At 73.6% G+C, this 23,984-nt stretch carries 22 protein-coding genes; 9 read left to right on the forward strand and 13 right to left on the reverse strand.

The genetic code is table 11. The features are described from left to right. Positions 1–25 precede the first annotated feature (25 nt). Positions 26–1,849 carry a VWA domain-containing protein gene (locus ACIRS4_RS15620; protein WP_404195288.1) on the reverse strand — a complete coding sequence of 608 codons (1,824 nt, stop codon included), beginning with the start codon at positions 1,847–1,849 and terminating at the stop codon, positions 26–28. A gap of 253 nt (positions 1,850–2,102) precedes the next feature. Between ACIRS4_RS15620 and ACIRS4_RS15625 the strand changes: the two genes are divergently transcribed. Further along, positions 2,103–4,190, forward strand: a complete 2,088-nt coding sequence (locus ACIRS4_RS15625) for a PhoX family protein (RefSeq protein WP_404195291.1) — start codon at positions 2,103–2,105, stop codon at positions 4,188–4,190. Positions 4,191–4,237: 47 nt separating this feature from the next. On the opposite strand, the gene ACIRS4_RS15630 is transcribed toward ACIRS4_RS15625, so the two are convergent. Both ACIRS4_RS15630 and ACIRS4_RS15635 read right to left on the reverse strand, forming a co-directional pair. Further along, complete coding sequence (locus ACIRS4_RS15630) at positions 4,238–5,191, reverse strand: hypothetical protein (RefSeq protein WP_404195294.1); 954 nt, start codon at positions 5,189–5,191, stop codon at positions 4,238–4,240. Between the two features lie 332 nt (positions 5,192–5,523). Next, on the reverse strand, positions 5,524–5,985 hold the full coding sequence (locus ACIRS4_RS15635; RefSeq protein WP_404195297.1) for a hypothetical protein: 462 nt from the start codon (positions 5,983–5,985) through the stop codon (positions 5,524–5,526). 111 nt (positions 5,986–6,096) lie between these two features. Between ACIRS4_RS15635 and ACIRS4_RS15640 the strand changes: the two genes are divergently transcribed. Continuing rightward, a complete protein-coding gene (locus ACIRS4_RS15640; protein ID WP_404195300.1) occupies positions 6,097–7,293 on the forward strand; it encodes a PP2C family protein-serine/threonine phosphatase in 1,197 nt (398 codons plus the stop codon). A 132-nt stretch (positions 7,294–7,425) separates the two neighbouring features. Continuing rightward, on the forward strand, positions 7,426–8,691 hold the full coding sequence (locus tag ACIRS4_RS15645) for a hypothetical protein (protein WP_404195302.1): 1,266 nt from the start codon (positions 7,426–7,428) through the stop codon (positions 8,689–8,691). 10 nt (positions 8,692–8,701) lie between these two features. Here ACIRS4_RS15645 and ACIRS4_RS15650 read toward each other — a convergent pair whose 3' ends face one another. Next, positions 8,702–8,887 (reverse strand): hypothetical protein, encoded by a 186-nt coding sequence (locus ACIRS4_RS15650; RefSeq protein WP_404195304.1) that lies wholly within the window; start codon positions 8,885–8,887, stop codon positions 8,702–8,704. A 164-nt stretch (positions 8,888–9,051) separates the two neighbouring features. On the opposite strand from ACIRS4_RS15650, the gene ACIRS4_RS15655 reads away from it, so the two are divergent. Next, complete coding sequence (locus ACIRS4_RS15655) at positions 9,052–10,395, forward strand: tetratricopeptide repeat protein (protein ID WP_404195307.1); 1,344 nt, start codon at positions 9,052–9,054, stop codon at positions 10,393–10,395. A 132-nt stretch (positions 10,396–10,527) separates the two neighbouring features. Then, positions 10,528–11,244: a GAF and ANTAR domain-containing protein gene (locus tag ACIRS4_RS15660; RefSeq protein ID WP_404195310.1), complete on the forward strand. Its 717-nt coding sequence runs from the start codon at positions 10,528–10,530 to the stop codon at positions 11,242–11,244. A gap of 73 nt (positions 11,245–11,317) precedes the next feature. Here the strand turns inward: ACIRS4_RS15660 and ACIRS4_RS15665 are convergent, their stop codons facing one another. Further along, the gene (locus tag ACIRS4_RS15665; protein ID WP_404195313.1) at positions 11,318–12,088 is read right to left on the reverse strand and encodes a hypothetical protein; all 771 of its coding nucleotides are present in this window, start codon (positions 12,086–12,088) and stop codon (positions 11,318–11,320) included. A gap of 219 nt (positions 12,089–12,307) precedes the next feature. Between ACIRS4_RS15665 and ACIRS4_RS15670 the strand changes: the two genes are divergently transcribed. After that, on the forward strand, positions 12,308–13,270 hold the full coding sequence (locus ACIRS4_RS15670; RefSeq protein ID WP_404195315.1) for a nucleoside hydrolase: 963 nt from the start codon (positions 12,308–12,310) through the stop codon (positions 13,268–13,270). 139 nt (positions 13,271–13,409) lie between these two features. Here the strand turns inward: ACIRS4_RS15670 and ACIRS4_RS15675 are convergent, their stop codons facing one another. Further along, positions 13,410–14,390: an LAETG motif-containing sortase-dependent surface protein gene (locus ACIRS4_RS15675; RefSeq protein ID WP_404195317.1), complete on the reverse strand. Its 981-nt coding sequence runs from the start codon at positions 14,388–14,390 to the stop codon at positions 13,410–13,412. 240 nt (positions 14,391–14,630) lie between these two features. On the opposite strand from ACIRS4_RS15675, the gene ACIRS4_RS15680 reads away from it, so the two are divergent. Beyond that, positions 14,631–16,316, forward strand: coding sequence for a glycoside hydrolase family 13 protein (locus ACIRS4_RS15680; RefSeq protein ID WP_404195320.1), 1,686 nt, complete (start codon positions 14,631–14,633; stop codon positions 16,314–16,316). Between the two features lie 37 nt (positions 16,317–16,353). On the opposite strand, the gene ACIRS4_RS15685 is transcribed toward ACIRS4_RS15680, so the two are convergent. The 3 genes from ACIRS4_RS15685 to ACIRS4_RS15695 all read right to left on the reverse strand — a co-directional run bounded on the left by ACIRS4_RS15685 (position 16,354) and on the right by ACIRS4_RS15695 (position 19,504). Further along, complete coding sequence (locus ACIRS4_RS15685) at positions 16,354–17,112, reverse strand: DUF4142 domain-containing protein (RefSeq protein ID WP_404195323.1); 759 nt, start codon at positions 17,110–17,112, stop codon at positions 16,354–16,356. 177 nt (positions 17,113–17,289) lie between these two features. Continuing rightward, positions 17,290–18,894: an MFS transporter gene (locus ACIRS4_RS15690; protein ID WP_404195325.1), complete on the reverse strand. Its 1,605-nt coding sequence runs from the start codon at positions 18,892–18,894 to the stop codon at positions 17,290–17,292. Between the two features lie 55 nt (positions 18,895–18,949). Beyond that, entirely contained in the window at positions 18,950–19,504 is a 555-nt protein-coding gene (locus tag ACIRS4_RS15695) for a hypothetical protein (protein ID WP_404195327.1), read from the reverse strand. 185 nt (positions 19,505–19,689) lie between these two features. On the opposite strand from ACIRS4_RS15695, the gene ACIRS4_RS15700 reads away from it, so the two are divergent. After that, a complete protein-coding gene (locus ACIRS4_RS15700) occupies positions 19,690–20,211 on the forward strand; it encodes a hypothetical protein (protein WP_404195330.1) in 522 nt (173 codons plus the stop codon). A gap of 31 nt (positions 20,212–20,242) precedes the next feature. Here the strand turns inward: ACIRS4_RS15700 and ACIRS4_RS15705 are convergent, their stop codons facing one another. The 4 genes from ACIRS4_RS15705 to ACIRS4_RS15720 form a co-directional block, all read right to left on the reverse strand. Next, entirely contained in the window at positions 20,243–20,431 is a 189-nt protein-coding gene (locus ACIRS4_RS15705; protein ID WP_404195333.1) for a hypothetical protein, read from the reverse strand. Positions 20,432–20,548: 117 nt separating this feature from the next. Beyond that, entirely contained in the window at positions 20,549–21,346 is a 798-nt protein-coding gene (locus tag ACIRS4_RS15710) for a M23 family metallopeptidase (RefSeq protein ID WP_404195335.1), read from the reverse strand. 102 nt (positions 21,347–21,448) lie between these two features. Further along, positions 21,449–22,438 (reverse strand): glycoside hydrolase family 26 protein, encoded by a 990-nt coding sequence (locus ACIRS4_RS15715; protein WP_404195337.1) that lies wholly within the window; start codon positions 22,436–22,438, stop codon positions 21,449–21,451. Between the two features lie 87 nt (positions 22,439–22,525). Continuing rightward, positions 22,526–23,017 carry a GNAT family N-acetyltransferase gene (locus ACIRS4_RS15720; RefSeq protein ID WP_404195508.1) on the reverse strand — a complete coding sequence of 164 codons (492 nt, stop codon included), beginning with the start codon at positions 23,015–23,017 and terminating at the stop codon, positions 22,526–22,528. A 115-nt stretch (positions 23,018–23,132) separates the two neighbouring features. Between ACIRS4_RS15720 and ACIRS4_RS15725 the strand changes: the two genes are divergently transcribed. Further along, a complete protein-coding gene (locus tag ACIRS4_RS15725; protein WP_404195340.1) occupies positions 23,133–23,984 on the forward strand; it encodes a hypothetical protein in 852 nt (283 codons plus the stop codon).

Below are 23,984 nucleotides of genomic sequence, written 5' to 3' on the forward strand. Positions count from 1 at the left end.
GGTGGCCGGGTGGGCGCCGTCGGGGCTACGGGCGCCAGGTGGCCAGTACGCCTTCGTAGAGCTCGGCGTCCGTGAGCTCCAGGGGGGTCGGGCCGGCGTGGAAGAACGAGGTGTTGCCGGTCTTCAGCTTGCGGAGGTAGTCGAAGGCCTTGTTGTCGTGCTCGCCGAAGGCGACGAACGAGAAGAAGAGGGTGGGGTGCTTCTTCGCGGCGTCCGTGAGGGACTGGGTGGCGGGGGTCTTCGCGTCGGGGGCGCCGTCGGTCTGGAAGACCACCAGGGCGGGGGTCTTCGGGGCCTTCTTGTGCCGTGCCGCGTGATGCTCCACGACGGCTTCGACGGCGGCGTGGTAGCTGGTACGGCCCATGCGGCCCAGCCCTGCGTGCAGGTCGTCGACCTTGTTCTCGGGGTCGGTGAGGGTGAGGTCGGCTGTGCCGTCGAGCTCGGTGGAGAAGAAGACGACGTGGACGTTCTTGTCCTCGGCGAGGTGGGCGGCGAGGGCGAGGGTCTGGTCGGCCAGGGCCTGTACAGAGCCGTCCTTGTAGTACGGGCGCATGGACGCGGAGCGGTCGAGGACGAGGTACACGTCCGCTCGGGCCTCGGAGAGGTTGAGTTTCTCGAGGGTGGAGGCGGCTGCGGTGTGGGCGGTGGTGAGGTGGGGCGGGGTTGCGGGGCTGTCCCCGACGGGGGGCTCCGCCGGTTCGGTCGCGGGGGGTTCCGCCGGTTCGGGTTCGGCCTTGGCTTCGCCTTCGGGCTGGTCGTTCCCACCCGCACCGCCCGTGCGGGTCTCGTTGTCGGCTGCGGGTGGCCCCTGTGGGGCGTCCGCGCCGTCGGCGTCCGCGGGTCCGCCCTGCGCGGCGGGCTCCGCCGGCACGGCCTCGGCCACCGGCTCCGCCTGCTCAGCTGCGGGCTCGGTCGGCTTCGCCTCCGGGGCTGCCTCCGCGACCGGCTCGGGCTGGGCCTCGGTGGTGGTCTCGGCCTCTTCCGTGATCTCTTCGGCCTCGCGGGTTGCCGTCGCCTCGGCTTCGGCTGCCGGCGTGGGCTCTTCGGGGGCGGGCTCCGCCGCCGGGGCCTCGACCGACAGTTCGCGCTCGGGCTCGGGCTCGGGCTCGACGGCTGCGGCGTCGGCCGACAGCTCGGGCTCGGGATCGGCCTCGATGGCCGGGACCTCAGCGGCCGGTGCCTTCTCGGGCTCGGCTTCCGAGGTCGTCGCCTCGGCCGCCGTCGGCTCGAGTTCGTCCGCGGTCGCCTTGGGCTCGTCCACTGCCGGCTCAGGCTCGGCCGTGGTCGGCTCGGACCCGTCCGCCGCCGGCTCAGGGTCGGTGACAGCCTGCTCGGGCTGGGACGCAGCCGACTCGGGTTCGGCCGTGATCGCCTTGGGCTCGTGCACTGCCGGCTCTGGGGAGGCGACAGCCGGCTCGGGCTCGGACGCATCCGACTCCGGGGCGGCGACAGTCTGCTCGGGTGCGTCCACTGCCGGCTCAGGGTCGGCGACAGTCTGCTCGGGTGCGTCCACCGCCGGCTCGGGCTTCGCCGTGGTCGGCTCGGGCTCGGGCGTCGTCGGCTCGGAGTCGGTGACAGCCTGTTCGGGCTCCGGGGTGTTCGGCGACGTCGGGGGTGTGGGCTGCTTCGGGACCGCTACGTTGTCGAAGGCTGCCGTGACCAGGTCGTGTTCGTCCGTGGACTCCGGGCGGGGTTCGGGGATCTGCGCCGGGGGCTGCTCGGGGGCGGCGGCAGGTGTGGGGGCTGACGGGGTTTCCTGGGAGGGAATCCGTTCCGCAGTCTCTGCCTCGGCGGTGCGCTCCTTGCGTGACCGGCCGAACGCGTTCCGCAGGAGAGAGAGAATGCCCATGTGCGCAACCCTTCGCTGAGTTGAAGCCCGTCAATCCCTGGCCAGGACGGACACGTAAGGTTAGCGGCCCCCGGTGGTGATCTTGGGTAGGGGTGAGCGGGCGGGGAGCGGGCGTGTCAATACCGTCTTCGCTCCGGCTCAACACCCGTGCGGATGCCGGGGATTCACCCGTCGTTCACCCAGCGTCAGCGCCCCCGCACAAAGACGCCCCTAGCGTCACGCTCACACCACGGGCACGCAAGGGGAGAGTAAAGTGCGCAAACCGCTGCCGCTGATCGGAACGCCGTCCCATTCGCATCCCGGCGGACGTTCCGCCATGACCTGCCGGTTCCGGTGTGGCGACGCCTGCTTCCAGGAGGTGCCCAACACCAGCGCCAACGACTACGTCGGCGACGTCATCGCGGGGGCCCTGAGCCGCCGCTCGATGATGCGTGCCGCCGCCGTCGTCACCGTCGCGGGCGCAGCCGGTGCGGCCGGCGTCACGGGGGCCCGGCCGGCCGCCGCCGCGACGCGGGAGGCCGCGGACCGGGGGACGTACGGGAAGGGGGGCTCGGCCGGGAAGGCCGCCCGGGGGCTGCGCTACCCCGCCGTCGCGCCCAACACCGTCGACGCCGTCGTCGTCCCCGACGGGTACCGGCAGAACGTCGTCATCCGCTGGGGCGAGCCCATTCTTCGCGGCGCTCCCGCCTTCGATCCGGAGAAGCAGACGGCGAAGGCCCAGGCCGGGCAGTTCGGGTACAACTGCGACTTCCTCGCCCTGCTGCCGCTGCCCGGTGAGCGCGGACGGCAACTGCTCGTCGCCAACCACGAGTACACCGACGAGATCCTGATGTTCCGCGGCTACGACGCCGCGAACCCCACCCGGGAGCAGGCCGAGATCGCCTGGGCCGCGCACGGGCTCTCCGCCGTCGTCGTGGAGGAGGACCGGCGCACCGGGCGGCTGACCGCGGTGCCGCGGCATCCGCTCAACCGGCGCGTCACCGCCACCACCGAGTTCCGGATCACCGGCCCCGCCGCAGGTTCCCCGCTGCTGCGGACCTCCGCCGACCCGACGGGCCGCAAGGTCCTCGGCACGCTCAACAACTGCTCCGGCGGCACCACGCCCTGGGGCACCACGCTCCACGGCGAGGAGAACTTCAACCAGTACTTCGCCAACAGCGGCCGCCCCACCGACAAGCGGTACGGCATCGGCACCGGGGCCAGCGAGCGCAAGTGGGAACGGTTCGACAAGCGGTTCGACGTCGCCCAGGAGCCGAACGAGGTGCACCGGTTCGGCTACGTCGTCGAGTTCGACCCGTACGACCCGGCCTCCACGCCCCGCAAGCACACCGCGCTCGGCCGCTTCAAGCACGAGGCCGCGACGGTCCGGCTCACCGACGACGGACGGCCCGTCGTGTACTCGGGGGACGACGAACGGTTCGACTACTTCTACAAGTTCGTCAGCAGCAAGCGGATGCGCAAGGGCGGCTCGCGTGCCGCGCGCGAGCACAACCTGTCGCTGCTCGACGAGGGGACGCTGTACGTCGCCAAGCTCACCGGGGACTCGCCCTCGATCGAGATCGACGGCACCGGGAAGCTGCCGGGCGACGGGGAGTTCGACGGCAGCGGGGAGTGGATCCCGTTGGCCACCGCGACCGCGCGGGGCGCCGTCTCGCACGTGGACGGGATGACGGCGGAGGAGGTCTTCGTCTTCACGCGGCTCGCCGGGGACAAGGCCGGCGCGACGAAGATGGACCGGCCCGAGGACATCGAGCCGAACCCGGTGACGGGGAAGGTGTACGTCGCGCTGACGAACAACAGCAACCGAGGCGTCGGCGCCAACGCCAAGGCGGACGAGGCCAATCCGCGCAACGCCAACAAGCACGGGCACGTGCTGGAGCTGACCGAGCGCCGGAACCGGGCGGATTCCACCCGGTTCGCCTGGTCGCTGTTCCTCGTCGCCGGTGATCCGAACGATCCGGCCACCTACTTCGCCGGGTTCCCGAAGGACGCCGTCAGCCCGATCTCCTGCCCGGACAACGTGGCCTTCGATCCGTACGGCAACCTGTGGATCTCCACGGACGGCTCGCAGCTCGGGTCGCACGACGGGCTGTTCGGAGTGGCCACCCGGGGGTCGCGGCGGGGTGAGCTGAAGCAGTTCCTCACGGTGCCGAACGGGGCGGAGACGTGCGGGCCGATCATCCAGGAGCGGCGGGTCGTCGTGGCCGTCCAGCACCCGGGTGAGCTGGACGGGGCGTCCGTGGAGAACCCGAAGAGCGTCTGGCCCGACGGGGCGGGGAAGATCGTGCGGCCGGCGGTGGTGGCCGTCTGGCGGGGCGACGGGGAGGACGTCGGCGTGTGACCACCTGGACGGGCACGGTTCCAGGACTCTGCGGCGTCCCGACTGTCTCAGAGTCCTGTGGTCCGTGCCCGGGAGCGCGCCGAGTGCGCCGGGGTCCCGGCGGGACGCCGGCGGGCGATGCGGGCTCGGTGGATCAGCCAGGTGGCCGCCGCGGTGGTCAGGCCCAGGGCCACGAGCAGCCAGGACGCGGTGCGCAGGGTGGTGGTGAGGGCGTCGTAGACGGCGGCGGCCGCGGTGCGGTGGCTCTGGTCGGGGAGGTCGGCGAGGGTGAGGCGCCGGCCGAGGGACACCGCGAGGCCGAGCAGCGCGCCGCCGAGGGCCGTGCCCAGGGCGGTCGCCGTGAGCGCGCGGCGGCGGCAGGCGGCCAGGGCGATGCCGGCGGCGGCGAGGAGGACCGCCGTCAGCGGCAGCCAGAACGCGGCGACGTCGAGCACGTGGTAGCCCTTCCGGAGCGTGACCAGGTCATGGGCCGGGAGCAGTGCGACCCGGGTGTGCGTGACGGGGATGCGGTCGGCGAACGGGGCGTGTTCGGCGGCCAGTTGGCGTTTGATGCCGTCGACCACGGGGGCCAGGTCGACGCTGACGTCGTCGGCGCGGTCGTCGTGCAGCGCCGTCATGACGGCCCGGTGCGCGGCCTCGTTGCCCGCGTCCCACGCGGTGTGGAAGGCACGGGTGTGGGTGAAGGAGAGCACCGCGTCGTGGACGAAGGGCTTCACCTCGGGGTGCAGGGGGTGGCGGCCGAGGGCGGCCTCGCGCAGGATGCCGTCGCCGACCGTCTCGGCGACCGCCTCCCGGACGGCCGGATCGGAGGCGAGCGGGGCCATGGCGGAGACGTAGCGGCCGGTGTCGGTGAGGCCGTACGCGGCCCAGGCGGCCAGCGCGCCGCAGGGCAGCAGAAGGCAGGACACGGCGATCAGGGCGGCCGAGACGGCGGTCCGCAGACGTCGGGACGCGGTGGCGGTGACATCGCGCGTCGCCGTGCGGGTGACGGTCGTGGCCACGGTTGCACCCCCTGGTCCGGAGGGCCGGCGTACCGGTGTGTCTCCAGGCAAGGGCGCGGGCGCGGCGGGCGCGAGCGGGGCGCGGCCGCTCGGGTGGCGGCCGGGGGCCGGGGGCACGGCGCGGGGCGGCCTCCGGTGGAGCGTTCACCCGAACGGGTGTCTCATGGTTCTGGGGAGTCCGAGAGCCTCGTCGGGCGGTGGGAGGCGATCCCGTCCGCCCGGTGAGTGGAGGGATGAGGGAAACGCGTGGGCCCCGGCGAAGACCGCCGGGGCCCGCGTGCGCCGTCGGCTCCCGAGCGCCGCCGTCGTGTCCGTGTCAGCCGATGCGGGGCTCAGCCGATGCGGTGTCCCTCCGCGTCCTCGTGCGTGTAGTAGCGGTAGAAGAGCACGGCGAAGAAACCGGCCGCGGTCGCGACTGCGACACCCGCGGAGTAGAGCACGCTCGGACCGGCCTGGTTGACCAGGAAGCCCATCGCGCAGCCGGCGAACGCGGCCCACAGCAGGGCGTGCAGCTCGCGCCGCCGGTGCCGGGTGAGGGCGCGCACGCCGACGTACAGCGCGATGAACACGAGGGCGGTCACGAAGCCGAACAGGACGTTCCAGCCGGTGATCGGCCCGCCGCTGCGCTGGTTGGCGGCGGCCCAGTAGCCGTAGACCAGCCCGAGGGTGACGGGCACCGCCCACTTGGCGATCAGATGGGTGCGCGCGTCGAAGACGTCGGGCAGGCCGGCGACTCCGGTTCCGGGCCCGATGGGCGTGCGGGGCATGCCCGAGGCGGATACCGCGTGAGCCATGGGAGAACTCCTCTCTCCTCGCCCCCGCCTTCCAGAGCACACCTGGGTGGGGTGCGGTGGCAAGTCGGCTGCCCGGATGCGGCCGGGCGCGGCCCGTGTTTCGCTGAAGCGGTGAGCGACCGTGGGCGTCAGGGGCTGCTCGACCGCTCCTCGCGGACCCGGCGTCGGCACGTCCTCCAGCGCCATCAGCTGCTGCGGGTCCGGGGCCGCAGCGTGACCTGGCTCGTGCCGCTGCTGACCCTGGTCGTCATCGCCTTCGTCGACTACAACACCAGCGGCGAGTTCCGCATCGTCTCGTGGTGCGTGTTCGTGGCCGCGATCGCGGCCGCGCTGTGCGGGGTGTGGACGACGGCGCTGTTCGCGGTGCTCGCGCTGCTCACCTACGTCGCCGCGGACTCCGCCTGGCCCGTCCAGTACCGGGCGGGGCCGGCCGACTTCGTCCTCGTCCTCGCCGGCGGGGTCCTCTCCGTCCTCGCCGCCGCGGTCCGGGTGCGCGGCGAGCGGCGGATGCTGCACATGCGGCACATCGCCGAGACGACCCGCCGTACCGTGCTGCGGCCCCTGCCGCCCGGCTGGGGAGGCCTCGACCACGCCGAGGAGTATCTCGCCGCGGACGCCGACGCCCGCATGGGCGGCGACTTCTACGACATCCAGCCCGGCCCGAACGGCACCCGCGTCCTCCTCGGGGACGTGCAGGGCAAGGGGCTCGGCGCGGTGGAGGCGGCCGCCGCGCTGCTGGGGACGTTCCGGGAGGCCGGGTACCACGAGCCGGAGATCGCGACCGTCGCCGGCCGGCTGGAGACCCGGATGCGGCGGCACCGCGGCCACACCGTGGCCCTCGGCCGCGACGACGGCGACCGGTTCGCCACCGCCGTGCTGCTGGGGTTCCCCGAGGGGGAGGCGGGGGCCGTGGAGGTCGTCGACTTCGGGCACGAGCCGCCGCTCGCGGTCGGGCCGGGCGGCGTACGGCTGCTGCCGCTGGCGGAGGGGCTTCCGCTCGGTCTCGCCGAGCTCACCGACGGCGGTCCGCCGCCCGTGCTGCGGACCGCGCTCGCCCCCGGGGAGACGCTGCTGCTGGTCACCGACGGGGTCACCGAGGCCCGGGACCGGGCCGGCGCGTTCTACCCGCTCGTCGAGGACGTCGCCGCCGCGCTCGCCCGGGATCCGCGCACGGCCGATCCCACCCGCCTGGTCGCCTTCGTCCGCGACCGCACGCTGAGGCACTGCGGGGGGCGTCTCGCCGACGACACGACGATCTTCGCGGTGCGGAGGCAGGGGAGCGCTCCACGGGGCGCGGGCGCGGTGTGACGGCAGGCGGAGAGCGTGGTGGGGGCGGGTGGGGCGACGAACGCTCCGTATGGGGACGTTTGACGGGCTGAGGCCACCCTTCGTCGGCGCAGCGGTTACCGTGCTGCGTACGTGATCGACAGGGGAGGGACCATGCCCGGAACCGTGCTGCTGCTCGCGGCCTCGCCGGCGGGCAAGGGGTGCCTGGTCGACGCGGCCTCGGTGCTTCCCGTGCTCGCGGCGGTGCCGCCGGCCGTGCTGGCCGGCACCGAGACCGCCAACGTCGTCGAGCTCGCCGACCCGCTGGAGCCGCAGGCCGTCCTCACCCGGCTGCGGGCCGCGGCGGCCTCGCCGGGGCCGTTGACCCTGTTCGTCACCGGGCAGCTCCAGCTCGACCGGCGTCAGAGGCTGCCCCATCTCGCACTGGCCCGGACCACGCCGGCGACCGTGCGGTACACCGGGTTCCCCTGGCACTGGTTCCGTGAGGAGCTGCGGCTGCGGGCGGCGGGGACGACGACCGTCGTACTCGATCTGCACGCCGACGCGGAGAGCTGGGTGTGGCTGCGGGCGAACGCGCTGGACTGCGGGCCGACGGTGGCCGTGCACGGGCGGGTCGCGCCGCCGCCCGGCCGACGGCGGGTCGCTGTCCCGACGTACATGAAGGCCGTGGCGACGGTACTGCGCAGCGGGGGCCGGCCTCCGCTGGAGCAACTGCACCACATGGCGGCGGCGCGGATCGCGGGCGAGGGGGAAGTGGGGGACCTGGTCCTGTCGGGTACGGGGACCGGCCTTCCGGGCGGCGGGAGCACGGGCGCGGGCATGGGTGTGCACGCGGGCGCGGGCGTGAACACGGGCGCCGGTGCGGTGGCGGCCCGGCGGACGGAGCCGGGTGCCGGCCGCGCCGCCCTCGCCGTCCCCGCCCCCTCCGGCCCCCTCCCCCCGGCCCCCGCCCACCTCCCCGAGGTCCCCGCCCCGCCCGCCCCGGTGGAGACCGACCCCTACCTCGCCATCACCGCCGCCGTCCAGGCCGGGCGGCATGCCGACGCCGACGCCCTCGCCGCCCGCTGCGAGCGGTCCGCCGCCGTCGAGCACGGTGCGGGGTCGGAGGAGACGCTGCACTGGGCCGAGGTGCGGGCCGACCTGGCGATGTTCGCGGGGGACGCGGCGCGCAGCTGCCGTGCGTGGATGGCGGTGGCCGACGCCCGGCTGAGCGCGGGACAGCCCGCCGACGCCCCCGCGGTGGAGGCGGCCGTGGACCGGGCGCACCACCAGTGGGGACGCATCGGCGAGACGGACAGCGCCCGCGAACTGGGCCCGGCTCTAGCGGAGTTGCGCGCCAGGGTCCCCGGCCGCCGGGAGGGCGCGCTGGACCACGTTCACCGGCAGCTGCGCCGGCTGCAACCCCAGACGCAGAGTTGAGCCCGCGACCTCAGCGGACGCCGGTGCCCGCCGAGGAGTCCGCGGCTGGGCCGACGTGGGTGGTGTGCTGGGTGCGGGAGGGTTCCGACCCTCGGGTCGGGCCCGCGTTCGCGGCCAGGACCAGTGCGGTCACGGCGATGACGGCGGCGGCGAGCCCCCTGGTGAGACGCCCGGGGGTGTCGGTGCGTTCGAGCACGGCTACCTCGCAGGAGCGGCAGGAGCAACAGGAGCGGCTTGGCGTGACAGGAGTGCGAACTGAGGCTGTCGCGAGTTAAGCATCGTCCGTACGGATGCTTAACCCGCCGTTTAACCTAGGCGCTGGGGGAGCCGAACGGCAAGGGGCACCAGGGGAGTTGGGCGATGGCGGACCGCGATGATCCCAGCGTCATCGGCAGAAGAGTTCAGCAGCTGCGCATCGAACGCGGGCTGACGCAAAGGCAGTTGGCGGAGCCGGCGTACACGCCGGCCTACATCTCCACACTGGAGTCCGGCCGGGTCCGGCCGTCGGACGACGCGCTCAGGCATCTCGCCGACCGGCTCGGCGTCGAGTTCGACGAGCTCGCCACCGGGCGTTCGGCCCGCCTGGTCACCGAACTGCGGCTGCGCCTCACGGGCGCACAGCGCACCCTCGCCACGGGCGCCACCGAGGCGGCGGCCGAGGAGTTCGAGTCGGTGCTCGCCGAGGCCGAGGAACACGCCCTTACGGCCGAACAGGCCGCCGCCCTCCTCGGACTCGGCGAGTGCGGGCTGGTCACGGGCGAACTGGAGCTCGGACGGGGCTACTTCGAGCGCGCCGAGCGGGCCCTCGCCGACGCGCCGCTGCCCGCCCGGGCCCCCGCCATCCGCGGCCGCGCCGTCTCCCACTACCTGGGCGGTGAACTCCGCTACGCCGTCTACCTGCTGGAGTCCACCCTCGACGAGCTCAACCGCGGCGGACTGCACGACCCGGACGCGTTGCTCCTCCTCTACGCCAGTGTCATCGGCCCCTACATGGACATGGGCGCCCAGGCCCGCGCCGCCCAGGCCGCCGAACTCGCCCTCGCGCTCGCCCCGCAGGCCGGCGACCCGGAACTGGTCGCACGGATGCACCGGTCCGTCGCCCGCACGCTCCTCGCCGAGGGGCGCGTCGCCGAGGCCGACGCCTCCCTCGCCAAGGCAGCCGAGCTGTACCGGCAGTTGCAGATCCGCACCGAGCTCGCCAACTGCCACTGGATGCGCGGGTACGTGTGCGCGCAGAACGGCGAACTGGAGCGCGCCGAGAGCGAGATGCGGCTCGCCCTGGACATGCTCTCCGCCAAGCGGGCCGCCCTCTACTCCAGCCAGGTGGCCGTGGAGCTGGCCGACGTGCTGCACCGGCGCGGCAAGTCCGAGGAGGCCGCCGCGCTGCTGCACGGGGTGCTCAGCGACTTCACCGCCGAGCGCGGGGCCCTGCACTCGGCGGCGGCGCACCGGCTGCTCGGCATCATCGCGGAGGACGCCCGCGACACCGACACCGCCGAGGAGCACTACGTACGCGCGCTCAGCCTGCTGGAGCGGGCCGGCGCGGCCGGGGACCTCGCCGACCTGTGCCGGCTGCTGGGCGATCTGCTGCGCCGTACCGGACGGGTCGAGGCCGCGCTCGACGCCTACCGCACCGGCCTGGGCCATCGCACGGCCCCGGGCACGACGACGCTGGGCCCCGCCCCGGCGCAGCCGCCGCTGTAGGGCCCCACCCACGCCGCCCCCCCCGTGCGACAGGCGGTGCCGTGACCGGTTTCCGGCGGGGGCGGCGGGGATACCCGGCCCGACGACGAAGAAGAGGCGTCGGGGAGCGCGTGCGCGGAGGTGGTGGTCGCCGTGCGCGATCGGGAACGGGATCCGGCCGCCGAGGTGCTCGCCCGGGAGGTGCGGGGCGTCGACCCCGGTGATGTGCCGGAGCGGCTGTGCGCCGCCGCGGTGCGGCTGCTGCCGGTGAGCGGGGCGAGCGTGTCGCTGTGCGGGGACGGGATGCCCGTGCCGCTGAGCGCGAGCGGCGCGCGGGCCGCGCACCTCATGGAGATGCAGGCCACGCTGGGCGACGGGCCGTGCCTGCGGGCGGCGGAGACCGGCGCGCCCGTCTTCGCCCGCGATCTCACGGCCGGCCGGGACGCCTCCCGCTGGCCGGTGTTCGCCCAGCAGGCCGCCGCGGCGGGCGTGCGGGCGGTGTACGCGTTGCCGCTGGGCGACCGTTCGGTGTGCGTGGGCACCCTCGACCTCTACCGTGACGTGCCCGGCGATCTGGCCGCCGACGAGGTGCGTACGGCCCGGCTGGTGGCGGACGCGCTGACGGTGGCGCTGATGGCGCTGCCGCGCGGGGAGGAGGCGGGCCGGCGCGGCGACGGGCTGTGGCTGAGCCCGCTGGCCACCGACCACGACGAGGTGTACCAGGCGGTGGGCATGGTCATGGCCCAGCGGAGGGTGGCCTCCGCCGAGGCGCTCGCCCTGTTGCGCGCCCACGCGTTCGCGGCGGGCCGCACGGTGCTGGACGTGGCGCACCAGGTGGTCGCCCGACAGACCCGCTTCGACACGGACTGACGCCGGGCAGGCGCGCCACCGAGGGCGCGGGTCGGAGTGACGTCCGGCGCGCCGACGACGGTCGGCACCGCCGTCACACCTGCACCCGGCCCTGCTTCCTGACCTCCGTCAGCCGCTGCACCCCCAGCTGCACCGCGGCCTGGGTGGCCTCGTTCGGTACGTCGCCCATGCTGCCGTTGGTGAGGACGAAGGTGTCCTCGCCGGCGCGGACGGCGGCGACGTCGAGGGAGAGGGTGATCGGGTCGCCGTCGGTCTCCCAGTTCGTGAGCGTCACCCGCAGCCCCTGGCGGGCGTCGCCGACCTCCGGCAGCGCCAGGTCGGTGACGACCACGTCCAGCACGGTGTCGTCCGGGGCCCGGGCGGTGAACCGGGCGCATCGGCCCGGCATGGTCCGCATCCAGTCCAGGGCACGGTCGGCGTCCCGGGGGCGCCGGTCGGTGAGCTGGTGGCGCAGCTGGGCCCCGGTGTCGCCGTCGTCGAGCGCGACGACCGCGCGGGCCTGCCCGCCGAGCAGCTCGTCCGCGTACAGGCCGTCCAGGAGTCTCTGGCATTCGGCGGTGGGCGTGGTCGCCTTGAGCATGCCGTCCCGCCAGGTCGCGGCGCCCCGGGTGGGGATCCAGGGAGCGCCGAGGTCGGTGTCGGTGATGAGCGCGGCCTGTGCCTGCGCGTCGGTGAGCACCGACGAGGCGGCCGGCGCGGACGGCTTCGCCGACGACTGCCCCACGGTCGGCTGCGGCAGGCGCGCGGTGGGCGGATGCTCCAGCCCGAGCGTGGCGCAGGCGGCCGCGCCGAGAAGGATCCCGGCGCCGGACAGGGCACTGGCGAGGAGGGCACGGCGGTTCATCGGAGGGTTCCTCCCGCATCGGCCGAAGGGGGGCGGACACACGGCACTGCCACCCCCACGCCACCACCTGGCCCACCCGCCGACGACCGGGACGATCCGTCCGGGCTACGCGACTGCTGCACCCGGGTGGCCGCACGGGTGCGGGCAGGTGCGTAAGGTCGCTGTCGAAGAGCCGTTGGCAGGAAGTGCCAGGGAGTTCCCAGGAAGAGGGGGTCCGCCGTGACCGGTCAGCCCGTCCCGGTGATCATCGACTGCGACACGGGCGTCGACGACGCCCTGGCCCTGCTGTTCGCCGTCCGGCACCCCGGGCTCGATGTGCGGGCGGTGACCTGCGTGGCGGGGAACACCGATGTGGACGGCGTCGTCCGCAACACGCTGACCGTGCTGGAACAGGCAGGCGCCGGTGACATCCCCGTGGCGCGCGGGGCGGAGCGGCCGTTGATCGAGCCGGTGCGCACGGCCCGGCATGTGCACGGGATGGACGGGATGGGCGATCTCGGGCTGCCCGCGCCGACCCGGGTGCCGGTCGACGTGGACGCGGTGACGCTGCTGCGGCGCGAGATCCTCGCCTCGCCGCGCCCGGTCACGCTCATCCCGACCGCGCCGCTCACCAACATCGCCCTGCTGCTGCGCACGCATCCCGAGGTGGTCCGCAACATCGAGCGGATCGTGTTCATGGGCGGGGCGGTGGCGACCGGGAACGCCACCCCGGTGGCGGAGTTCAACGTCTGGCACGACCCGGAGGCGGCGGCGATCCTGCTGACGGCCGGGGTGCCGATCACGATGTACGGGCTCGACGTGTTCCAGCGGGTGCTCGTCCCGGCGGCGGACGTGCAGCGGCTGCGCGCCAGTTCCGAGCCGCGGCTGCGCCTGGCCGGGGAGCTCCTCGCCCACCGGGATCCGGCTTCCTCGGGCGACCCGACGCCGACGGGAGGTCTGGGCGACGCGGGCGCGGTGTGCGCGGTCGTCGATCCGGCGGGCCTGACCACCGAACTGCTGCCGGTGGAGGTGTCGTTGGCCCCGGGCCCGACGCGCGGCCAGACCGTCGTCGACCGCCGCCCGGTCCCGGGCGAGTCGGAGATCCACGACGGCGGACGCGAACAGAGGCTGGTGGACGTGGCGTTGGGCGTGGACGCCGACCGGTACGTCAGCCTGTGGCTGACGACGGTCGAGAAGCCGTGACCGGGCCGGAGAAGGGGTTCGGACCTGCGGTGACGACCGACGCCGGCCGGTTTCCCACGGCCCGGCCGGCGTCGAGTTCCTGAACGAGCCCCGGGACGCCCCCGCTCGGCGGGTCACATCCTCAGCGCGTCGCGTTCGTTCAGCGCGTGGCCCTGCGGCGTCGCGTGGCCACGACGATCGCCGCGCCGGCCGCCAGCAGCGCCGCCGATCCGCCGACGAGTACGCCGGTGTTGCCGTCCGCGCCGGTCTTCGCGAGGCCGCCGCCTCCGCCGTCGGGCGTGGGTGCGGGGGCCGGGGTCGACTCCGAGGCGCTGGGCGCCGGGGCGGACGGCGACGGGGACTCGGTGTTCGTCGAGGGGGTGTCGGTCGGAGGCTGTGAGGTGCCCTGCGACGGCGTGTCGGCCGGCGGCTTCGAGGCCGAAGCCGGCGGCGAGGAGGGGACGCTCGGCGGGCTCGCCGGCGGGCTGGCGGGCGGGCTCGCCGGCGGCTGCTCGGTGGACGCGCAGTCCTTCGTGCCGCCGTTCCAGGCGGCGATCAGCTTGTCCTTGATGACCGGCCGGTCCGGGCCCTTGGGCAGCTCCCCGTGCGCGAAGCCGTCCTTCGCGTCGAGCTTGCCGTCGAACTTCACCGCGCCCCGGTAGAGGTCGATCTGGGCGTAGCAGCCCGCGTCGGGCACCGCGATGTCGAGGGTGTCGGTCTGGCCCGCCTTGACCGTCACGGTGTCGAAGTCGGCGAAGACCTGGAGGCCCGAGGTGCCGAAGGTGGCGCCGTGGGCGAGATAGGAGGCCAGGGAGGCGGTGCAGGAGGAGGCGTCGCCGGCGGTGCGGACCGTCACGTGGACCTTGCCGTCGCCGCCGGGCTTGAGGTTCTGGTCGTCGACGCGGACGGAGTCGAAGAACTGCTTGCCGTCGAGCGAGAACTGGCAGCGGTCGGTGCCCGTCTCGGTGCCCGCGCCGGTGCCCGGCTGGTACTGGCCGCCGGACTTCCAGCCGTCGCCGCCGGGAGCACCCGTGCCCGCGAAGGCGCCGGAGGCGGCGGCGACGGACGCGGCGCACAGGGCGATCGAAGCGGCGCCCGCACCCAGCAGGCGGCCCGCGGAAACACGTCTCGCTATGGACATGTGAATCCCATCTCGGCGAGGGCCCGTCACGGCATGCCGGAGCAGCCCGGGGTGACGGGTCGGAACAGAAGGAACACCGGGCTCATCGAACACACGCGCCACAGTGTGCGCACATCGTGGGTCGACCGGTGGACAGCTGTCAACTTGGGTCAACGGAAGGGAGGTTCAAGCTTCCTTCACGACTTCGCCAAGTGTGGAATGCGACGGTCCGCGCAGCACGACGTTCGCCTTCCCGGCAAAATGGACAGGCTTCGGTACGTGACCGACCACGCGAACAGCGCCGTGCCCGACCTGTCCTCCCGCAACCCCGACTGGTGGCGCCAGGCCGTCGTCTACCAGGTGTACCCGCGCAGCTTCGCCGACGCCGACGGCGACGGACTCGGCGATCTCCGGGGCGTCGCCGAACGGCTGCCGCACCTCGCCGCGCTCGGCGTCGACGCGCTGTGGCTCAGCCCGTTCTACCCCTCCCCGCTGGCCGACGGCGGCTACGACGTCATCGACCACCGGGACGTCGACCCGCGACTGGGCCTCCTGGACAACTTCGACGCGATGACCGCCGAGGCCCACCGTCTCGGCCTGAAGGTGATCGTCGACCTGGTCCCCAACCACACCTCCCACCTGCATGTCTGGTTCCAGGAGGCGCTGGCCGCCGGCCCCGGATCGCCCGCCCGCGACCGCTACGTCTTCCGTGACGGGCGCGGAGCGCACGGCGAACGCCCGCCGTCCGACTGGCAGTCCGTCTTCGGCGGCAGCGCCTGGCAGCGGGTCCCGGACGGCCAGTGGTACCTGCACCTCTTCGCCCGCGAGCAGCCCGACCTGAACTGGGACCACGAGGAGGTCCGCGAGGACTTCCGCACCACCCTGCGCTTCTGGTCCGACCGCGGTGTCGACGGCTTCCGCGTGGACGTGGCGCACGCGCTCGTCAAGGACCTGAACGAGCCGCTGCGCGACCTCGGCCCGGACGGCGCGTCCGGCGAGGCGGCCCTCGCCGCGATGGCGCCGGGCGCCCACCCCTTCTACGACCGCGACGAGGTCCACGCCGTCTACCGTGACTGGCGCCGCGTCCTCGACGCCTACTCCCCGCCCCGTACGGCGGTCGCCGAGGCGTGGGTGCCGGGTGGCCGCCGCGCCCTGTACGCCCGCCCCGACGAACTGAACCAGGCCTTCAACTTCGAATATCTGCAAGCGCCCTGGGAGGCGGACGCCCTGCGCGAGGTGATCACGTCGTCCATGGCCGGCGCACGGGCCGTCGGAGCCTCGGCGACCTGGGTGCTCTCCAACCACGACGTGATCCGTCACGCCTCCCGGCTGATGCTCCCTGCGGGCGCCGACGACAACGCCTGGCTGCTGTCCGGGGGACGGGCACCGCGCGTCGACGAGGACGCCGGCCTGCGCCGTGCCCGCGCGGCCACCCTGCTGATGCTGGCGCTGCCGGGTTCGTCGTACGTCTACCAGGGCGAGGAACTCGGGCTGCCGGAGGTGGCCGGCCTGCCCGTCGAGGTCCTCCAGGACCCGCTGTGGGAACAGTCCGGGCGGGTGCGCAAGGGCCGCGACGGCTGCCGGGTGCCGCTGCCGTGGACGACGACGGGGCCCTCGTACGGCTTCGGCGCGGGCGGGGCGTGGCTGCCGCAGCCGGAGTCCTTCGCCCGTTACGCGGCCGAGGCGCAGGACGGCGTGGAGGGCTCCACGCTGGAGCTCTACCGCACGGCCCTGCGCCTGCGCCGCAAACTGCTTCAGGGCGAGGAGCTGGCCTGGGAGCGGGGCAGCCCGCCCGGTGTGCTGGCCTTCGCCCGCACCGACGGATGGCGGTGCGTCGTCAACCTGTCCCCAAAGCCCGTGCCGCTGCCGCCCGGCGAGGTGCTGCTGAGCAGCGCGCCGCTCGACGACGGCGCGCTCGGCCCGGACACGACGGTCTGGCTGGCGTAAGGGTGCGCGGCACCCCCACGGGCCCTTGAGAGACGGTCTACTGCTGGGGCGCGGCGGGCGCGGGCGCCGGGGCCACTCCTCCGACGACCGACGCGGCGTCGACGTCCACCGGCGTGGACGTGGCGGTGGCCGGCGGGGTGAGGACGACCATCGGCTGGCCCGCGGCCGGCGGCGGCGGCGTCATGTCCGACTTGGGCAGCTTAGGCGGCGTCGTCTGGTTGAACAGCGTCTGGTCGAAGTCGACCATGCCGGTCTTCTCCATCACCGTGATGTGGTCCAGCACGGTGTCGTTGGCCTGGTCGGCCAGCGCCCGCACGAGCGTGTTCTTGGTGGTGGAGCGGACCTTCGCCACAGTGTTGAAGATGGAACCGTGCGTCATGCGAAGGATGTTGGCGAACTCGATGTCGAACTGCTTGCCCTGGGCGGCCTGGAGGGTGCTGACGAAGCCCATCTGCTGGGGGCTGGCCACGTTGGGGATCGTGACGTTCAGCATCGGCGCGATCTTGCGGCAGGTCGTGTCCAGGGCCGCGTGACCGTCGATCAGGTGCTCGCTGGCGGTCTTCACCGCCGGGCTCTGACCCTTCTGCAGACCGATGAAGCCCACCGGGTACTCCCACAGGCCCGCCGCCCGCACGGCCACCACGAAGTTGCGGTCGCTCTCGGTCAGAGGACCCCACTGGGTGTTGGCGATGACCCGGTCGGCGGACGTGGAGACGGTGTCCAGCCCCAGCATCGACGGATAGGCCAGCGCGGCCAGGGTCAAGCTCAGGGCGCCGCCCACAAAGGCAGTTCCCATCACGTTCCGAGAAAAACGCACCGTTCCTCCTGCCCCGTAGGGGATACCGCCTGTGCTCGTGCTCGGCGGGGTCGACGCACAGGAGTACGCACGCGAGGGCACGAAGATTCATCCGGGGCCGCAAAAAATATGCCCGGAGGTTCGCGGAGGGAAGGACGCGACGCCGCGCGGCGCAGATCAGACCGGTGAACGGTCGCTGCGGCCGGCGTCGCTCGTGACCCGCCCGCCCGGGTGGCGCAGGGCGCACAGGAAGCCGAGACCGAGGGCGACGGCCATGCCGTAGAACACCCACTGGTTCGCCTCGGCGAAGTCCGTCCGCACCGCCGGCATCGTCTCCCGCATGACCTCGGCCGCCCGCCCGCCGCTCTGCGTCACCCGGGTGTCGCCGCTGCCGGTGACGCTCTGGGCGACCCCCCGGGCTACCTCGCGGGCCTCCTCCTCGGACAGGCCCCGAGAGCGCAGCGTGCTCGTCACCCGGTCCGCGGTGACATGCGTGAGGATCGTCCCGTAGACGGCGAGGCCGACGCTCGCCGCGTAGTTGCGCACCGTCTGGGTGATGCCGGTGACCTCGCCGTACGAGGCGCCCAGCGAGCGGTTGACGGCGTCCGTCGAGGCCGGGGCGAGGACGAGGCCGATGCCCGCGCCTGCCAGCGCCGCGTAGGGCCACTGGTCGTGCATCGACAGATCGGTCAGCTCGCCCGCCCACAGCGCGAAGCCCACCGCCCCCAGCACCGTCCCGAGCTTCAGTGCCGGACGCGCGCCCTTGTCGTCGAGGATCCGGCCGCCCCACTGCGAGGCGATCGCGAAGCCGGCGAAGAAGTACAGCAGGAACAGCGCGGCCTGGTTGGGGGAGGCGCTCAGCGACACCTGCGCGTAGACGGAGGCGAAGAAGAACAGCGGCACGAAGGCGAGCATCGAGAAGAACAGCACCGCGGCGTCCGCACGGAAGGCCCGGTCGTCGAAGACCCGCATGTCGATCAGCGGATGCCGCACGCCCCGCTCGTAGCGGACGAAGACGCACAGCAGCGCGAGCCCGCCCGCCACGCAGCCCCAGGTCGCCGCGCTGCCCCAGCCCCACGACCAGGCCTGCTGGAAACCGAGCACGCTCAGCCCCATGCCCACCGCGATCAGCGCCGCGCCCTTGACGTCCAGCGGCTCCGCCCGCCGCCGGTCGGACAGGTGCGCCAGCGCGGTCAGCGCGAGCGCGATGAGCGCCACCGGCACGTTCACCCAGAAGATCGCCCGCCATGTCCACGCGGTGAGCCAGCCGCCGAGCAGCGGTCCCACAGCGGTCAGCGCCCCCGACAGACCGAAGAACAACGCCAGTGCCCGCCCACGCCGTTCCACCGGGAACACCGCGACCACCACGGCCAGCGCGGCCGGGAACAGCAGCGCCGCCCCCAGCCCCTGGGTCGCCCGGAACACGATCAGCCAGGTCTGCGCCAGGCTCCCCTCGGGGACGCAGCCGCACAGCACCGACGAGATCACGAACACGACGGTGCCGACCACGACCACGCGGCGCGCCCCGAGGAGGTCGGCGAGCCGGCCGCCGAGCGCGAAGAACGCGGCGAGCGCGAGCAGATAGGAGTTGACCACCCACTGCATGCCGGAGGCCGACAGGTGCAGCTCGTCCACGATGTCGGGGGCCGCGATGGCGACGATGGTCTGGTCGATGAACGTCATCGCGACCGCGAAGAGCATCGCCGCGAGCGCCGTCGTCTGCCGAGGCGCCTCCCCGGCGGCGGGTGCGGCCGTGTCGCTACGCGGGTGCGGGGCCTTCATCCGACCAGTCTGCGTCGGGCGGCACGGGGGCGCATCCGCGCGGCGGCGGGAGCGCTCAGTAGCGGACGGCCCGGCCCAACTGGGCCTTCACCTCGCCGGACAGACCGTGGCTGCTGCGCGCGGTGGCCGTGCTCGTGCCGCCGGCGGGGACGTCCGGGACGGTGACGAGGACGCTGTCGAGCGTGTTGCCGCCGGTGTTGGTGAAGTTCACCTGGACGGCGAAGGACTTCTTCGCGTCGTCCGGGTTGGTGACGGTGACCTCGGCCTTCGCGCGGCCGTCGGAATCCTTGCTCGGCGGCCCGAGCTTCACGTCCTTCTTGGCGTCCTGGCCGCCCTTGATGCCGTCCAGCTTGTGGCCGATCTCCGCGGTGGCCGACGCGATGGCCCCGGTGGCCTGCGCCGCGAGCGAGGACGCGGCGGCGGTCGCCCGGTTCTCCAGCGACTCGGCGGCGGAGGCGGCCTTGCTGGTCACGGTGGAGGGGCTCTCCCCGTCGGAGCATCCGGTGAGGACGAGGGAGGCGGTGAGGGTGAACACCGCGACCAGGACGGGCAGGAGAGGGGCGGGGCGGGCGCGGGTCGACGTCGCCGTGGGGGTGCGGTGGGCTGCCATGTCGCCTCCGGCGTGGGGTGGGGTCCTTTGGCGTCCAGTGAAGGTCCGGCCCCCCGCGTCGGCGGGATGCGACATGCCGTCTCCCGCCGCCTCACCCGTTCGGAGCAGCCCCCGTGGTGGCGGCGCCGGGCGCGGCGGATGGTCGTGAGGACAGTCCCCGATACAGAGAAGAGGCGGGTACGGCCATGACCGACGCGTCGCGCTCCCACACGTCCCAGGACTCCCCCGTCTGGGACCCCTCCCACCAGGGCACCGGCCGCCCGTCCGGCTCGCCCGGCTGGTCCTCCCACCCCGCCGCGGAGAGCGGCTGGGCCGTCGGCGGGGCCGTCTTCGCCGGGGTGCTGATGATCGTCAACGGCATCCTCGCCGTCTTCCAGGGCATCGCCGCGATCGCCGAGGACGATGTGTACGCGCGCGTCGGCGACTACGTGTACGAGATCAACCTCACCGGCTGGGGCTGGATCCTGCTGATCCTCGGCGTGATCGCCGCCGTCGCCGGCTGGGGCATCCTCAAGGGCGCGGCGTGGGCCCGCTTCACGGGCATCGTGCTGGCGTCGCTGAGCCTGGTCCTGCAGTTCCTGTTCCTGCCGTACGCGCCAGTCTGGTCGATCATCCTGATCGCGATCGACGTCTTCGTGATCTGGGCGCTCGCCGTCTACCGCCCGACGCACGCCCAGCACGCGCGGACCGGCACGCCGCCGATGTGAACGACCGGCCCCGGGGCGGCGCCCGGACCGCTCAGCGCCTGGCCTTCTTGTACCGGCGCATGAGAGCGACGACGCGGTCCCGGTCCGCCGGTCCGTTCAGCTCGGCCAGCAGGTCGTCGGGGCACAACTCGTAGAAGTCGCCCCAGTAGCGGCGTCCCCGGTTGTCCCAGATGCGGTAGCCGCCGGGGACGCCCCGGGCGACGTAACGCCGTCTGCTCACTCCTCGTCCCTCCCCCGCTTCCGCGCGCGTCGCGCCGGGCGCACCAGTGTGCCGGGAGGCGGCGCACCGCCGCGCGCGGATTACGCGGGGCCGGTCGGTCCGGGGACGAGGGGCTGCTCAGTCCGTCACCTTCACGGCCTTGCGCCGCAGCCAGGGCAGGGGTGACACCGACGAGCCCATGTACGGCGTGACCCGGACCTCGAAGTGGAGATGGGGGCCGGTGACGTTGCCGGTCGCCCCGGACAGGCCGAGGCGCTGGCCCGCCACGACGCGTCGGCCGGGGCGGACGTCGATGCGGGACAGATGGGCGTACTGCGTGAAGTAGCCGTCGGGGTGACGGACGATGACCTGCCGGCCGAAGCCGTCGCCGCAGGTCGTGACGCGTACGGTGCCGGGTCCCACGGCGAGCACGGGGCTGCCGGTGGGCACGGCGAAGTCCTGTCCGGTGTGCCGGTGGGCCCAGTGCGCGCCGCGGTCGGCGTAGCCGGCGGAGAGCCAGTAGTCGCGGGTCGGAGCGGTCCAGGCGCGGGGGCGCCGGGGCGGGTGGCTGCGGTCGCGGTCACGGGCGGAACAGCCCCCCGCGTGCCCGCCGGGGTCGACGGCGACCGGGTCGCCGGACGCCTTCGCCGCTGTCCACAGCCGGTCCCACAGCTCGGCGCGGAGCGCCTTGCGGCGGCGTTCGGCGGCCTTGATCCTCACGGGGGCGGCGTCGGCGGCGCGCAGCCGGTCGACGTGCCGGCGGGCCTCCTCATGGGCCTGCACGGACCGGGCGGTCGCCTTGCGGAACGCGTCGTCGCCCCCGGCGCCGGCGGGCGCCACGGCCGGCACGACCAGGAGTACGGCCGCCAGAACGGCGCCCCCGCTCACGGTGCCGAGGCGCGTCAGCGGCGGGTACGCGGGGTGATCTCGTCGCATCTTGCGATCATCTGACCGCGATCTGTCCGTCCCCCGGCGACGCACCGCCCGCTCCCCCGAACGGCCCCCGGAGCGCCCGCTCGGGGACGGCGCGAGGGCGCCTCAGCTCCCGAGCTCCCCTGTCACCTCCCGGTACACCTGCGACGAACGCGGATTGGCGCGGCAGCGCCAGACTCCGTGGGGGCAGTAGTCGCTGATGGTCTGGTACATGGGGCGGTGGCGGTCGAACCAGTCGAGCATGCCGTGCATGTAGGCGGGGTTGTCGCCGTTGCGCCACAGACCCCACTCGGGGTACGACACCGGCTTGCCGTGAGCCTCGGCGAACCGCACGTGCGCGGCGAGGCCGTACGGCTCGGCGACCTGCTCCTCGAAGGACATGCCCCGGGGCTGGTCGTAGGCGTCCATGCCGATCACGTCGACATACCCGTCGCCGGGGTAGCACTCGGTCCACGGGACGGCGTCGAGGCCCCGGTTGGGCGTGAAGTCGAACCGGAACCGCTGCCCCGGCACCGAACGCATCGTGGTCACGATCCGCGCCCAGTACCGCTTCCAGGCCGCCGGGTCGGGGCCGCAGCGGTGGGCATAGGTGATGCCGTTCATCTCCCAGCCGACGACCAGCACGGTGTCGGGCACCCCGAGCGCGACCAGCCGCCGGGCGAGCGCGCGAAAGTGCGCGTCGTACTCGCCCCGGGCGCCCCGGCCCAGCTCGGTCCGCACGGTGGCGTCGCCGAGACCGCCCTCGGTGCGCTCCAGCATCGGCACGTTGAGCACGAACATCCGGTCGGCGCGGGCCTTGCGCCACTGCGCCCAGTACGTCAGGTACCCGGGCGCTCCCTCGATGTTGCTCCACCGGTCCCCGGGCAGATACGCCCGCCCGACCCGGGGCGTGGCCGCGCCCACCCAGCCGTCGAGCCCGGCGATCCGCCGCACGCCCTCCGAGTCGTACCCGACGTAGGCCCCGAAGGCGGGAGCGTCGCCGGGCGGAACGGCGTCGCGGTCGTCCCCGAGGGGGGCGCAGGCCGCCCCGCAGACGAGGACGAGGACGGCGACGACGGCGAGGAGCGAGCGAAGGGGGTACGGCACCGGGCTCATGATGCCGAGGAAAGTGCACCCGTACGGTGAATCACCGGGATTGCCCGGATCGGGCGCGCCGCGTCGGACGCCAGTTCGGGCGTCTGTTCAGACGGACAGGTGTTCACCTGGGCGTTCGTTGCGCCGTACGTCTGTTCTTCCGCACATGCGTACGCCCTTCGGCTCCCGCACCAGGAACAGGTCCACCGCGTCCTCACTCTCGAACACGAACCCGTGCCGCTCGTACAGGCGCCGGGCCGGGCTGCCCTGGAGGACGTTGAGACGTACACGGACGCCGGCGCGGTCGGCGGCCGTGAGGATCCGGGCGAGGACGGCGGAGCCGACGCCGCGGCCCTGGGCGGCCGGGGCCAGATAGAAGTGCTCCAGCCAGTGCCCGTCGGCCGCGGGACGCAGGGCGACGCTGCCGGCGAGTGCTCCGGCGACCTCGATGACGTGCGTGTGCGCGGGGTCGAACCCGTCGCGCAGACGCTGCCGCACGCGGTGCCCGTCGTAGCGCCCGAGCCGTTCGAGATCGGCGCGGAGCACGACGGCCCGTATCTCCGCCACGGCGTCGACATCGGCGGAAACGGCCGGTCGCAGTGCCCAGCCCGCCGGACCGCCGCTCCCAGGACCGGCGGCAACCTCCGCCGGAGCCGCGGCGACCTCAAGACGTACGTGTTCGTGAATCCCGTTCCCCACACGAGGAGTTCACCTCATGCGCAGACGACTGGCCAGGCTTTTCACCGTACTGGCGGCGCTGGCTGCCATCCTCCACACGACCGGCACGGCAGCCCCACGCGCCGAGGCCGCCCCGCAGTGGAACCCGCCGTCGAACCTCGTCCAGCCGCTCAACGAGGTCTGGAACCACGTCTCGACCACCTACCCCGACCTCTACGGCTTCCGCAACTACGGCTGGGACCAGGTCATGGCCAACCGCGGCAGCATCAACTACTGCGTCCGCTGGGAGTCCGACGCTCTGGTCAGCGCGGCCTTGCGCGACCGGATCCACGCGGCGGTGAAGAAGCAGTTCGGCAAGTGGATGGCGGCCCAGGTGGAGAACGGCCGGGGTTACAACGACTGGCCGTACGCCGACGTGCCGGTCAACATCGTCGGATGGGCGGTCAAGAACCGTGCCACCCTCCAGTGGAGCGACAGCTCGGTGGACGTGTACACCAACGTCCTCGACGGCGCCGGCGCCCCGCAGTGCGCCCCCGACTGCGGCCGCTTCTTCCACCAGGACGGCAACTACTTCAGGTGCCCCGGCGGCACCGCCCGCCACTACGACCAGTCCCTCTGGCTCACCAAGGGCTTCCAGGGCGGTGCCGGCGGCGACTGGGGCCAGCGCGTCGGCCAGGAGTACTTCACCTCCGCCCTCGCCCAGGAGAACATCCATATCTACCTTCACGAGGTCGGCCACACCTTCGGCCTGGACGACTTCTACGACTGGACCCCGACCGGCCAGTGCTGCTTCGTCATGAACGCCGGCTCCGCCACCCGGATCACCGACTTCGACAAGTGGATGCTCCGAGACTTCTGGCGCCACCTGAAGCCCCGCTACGGTCTCTGA

The sequence above is a fragment of the Streptomyces sp. NPDC101166 genome, assembly GCF_044768125.1.
In the GTDB taxonomy this organism is placed as follows: Bacteria; Actinomycetota; Actinomycetes; order Streptomycetales; family Streptomycetaceae; genus Streptomyces.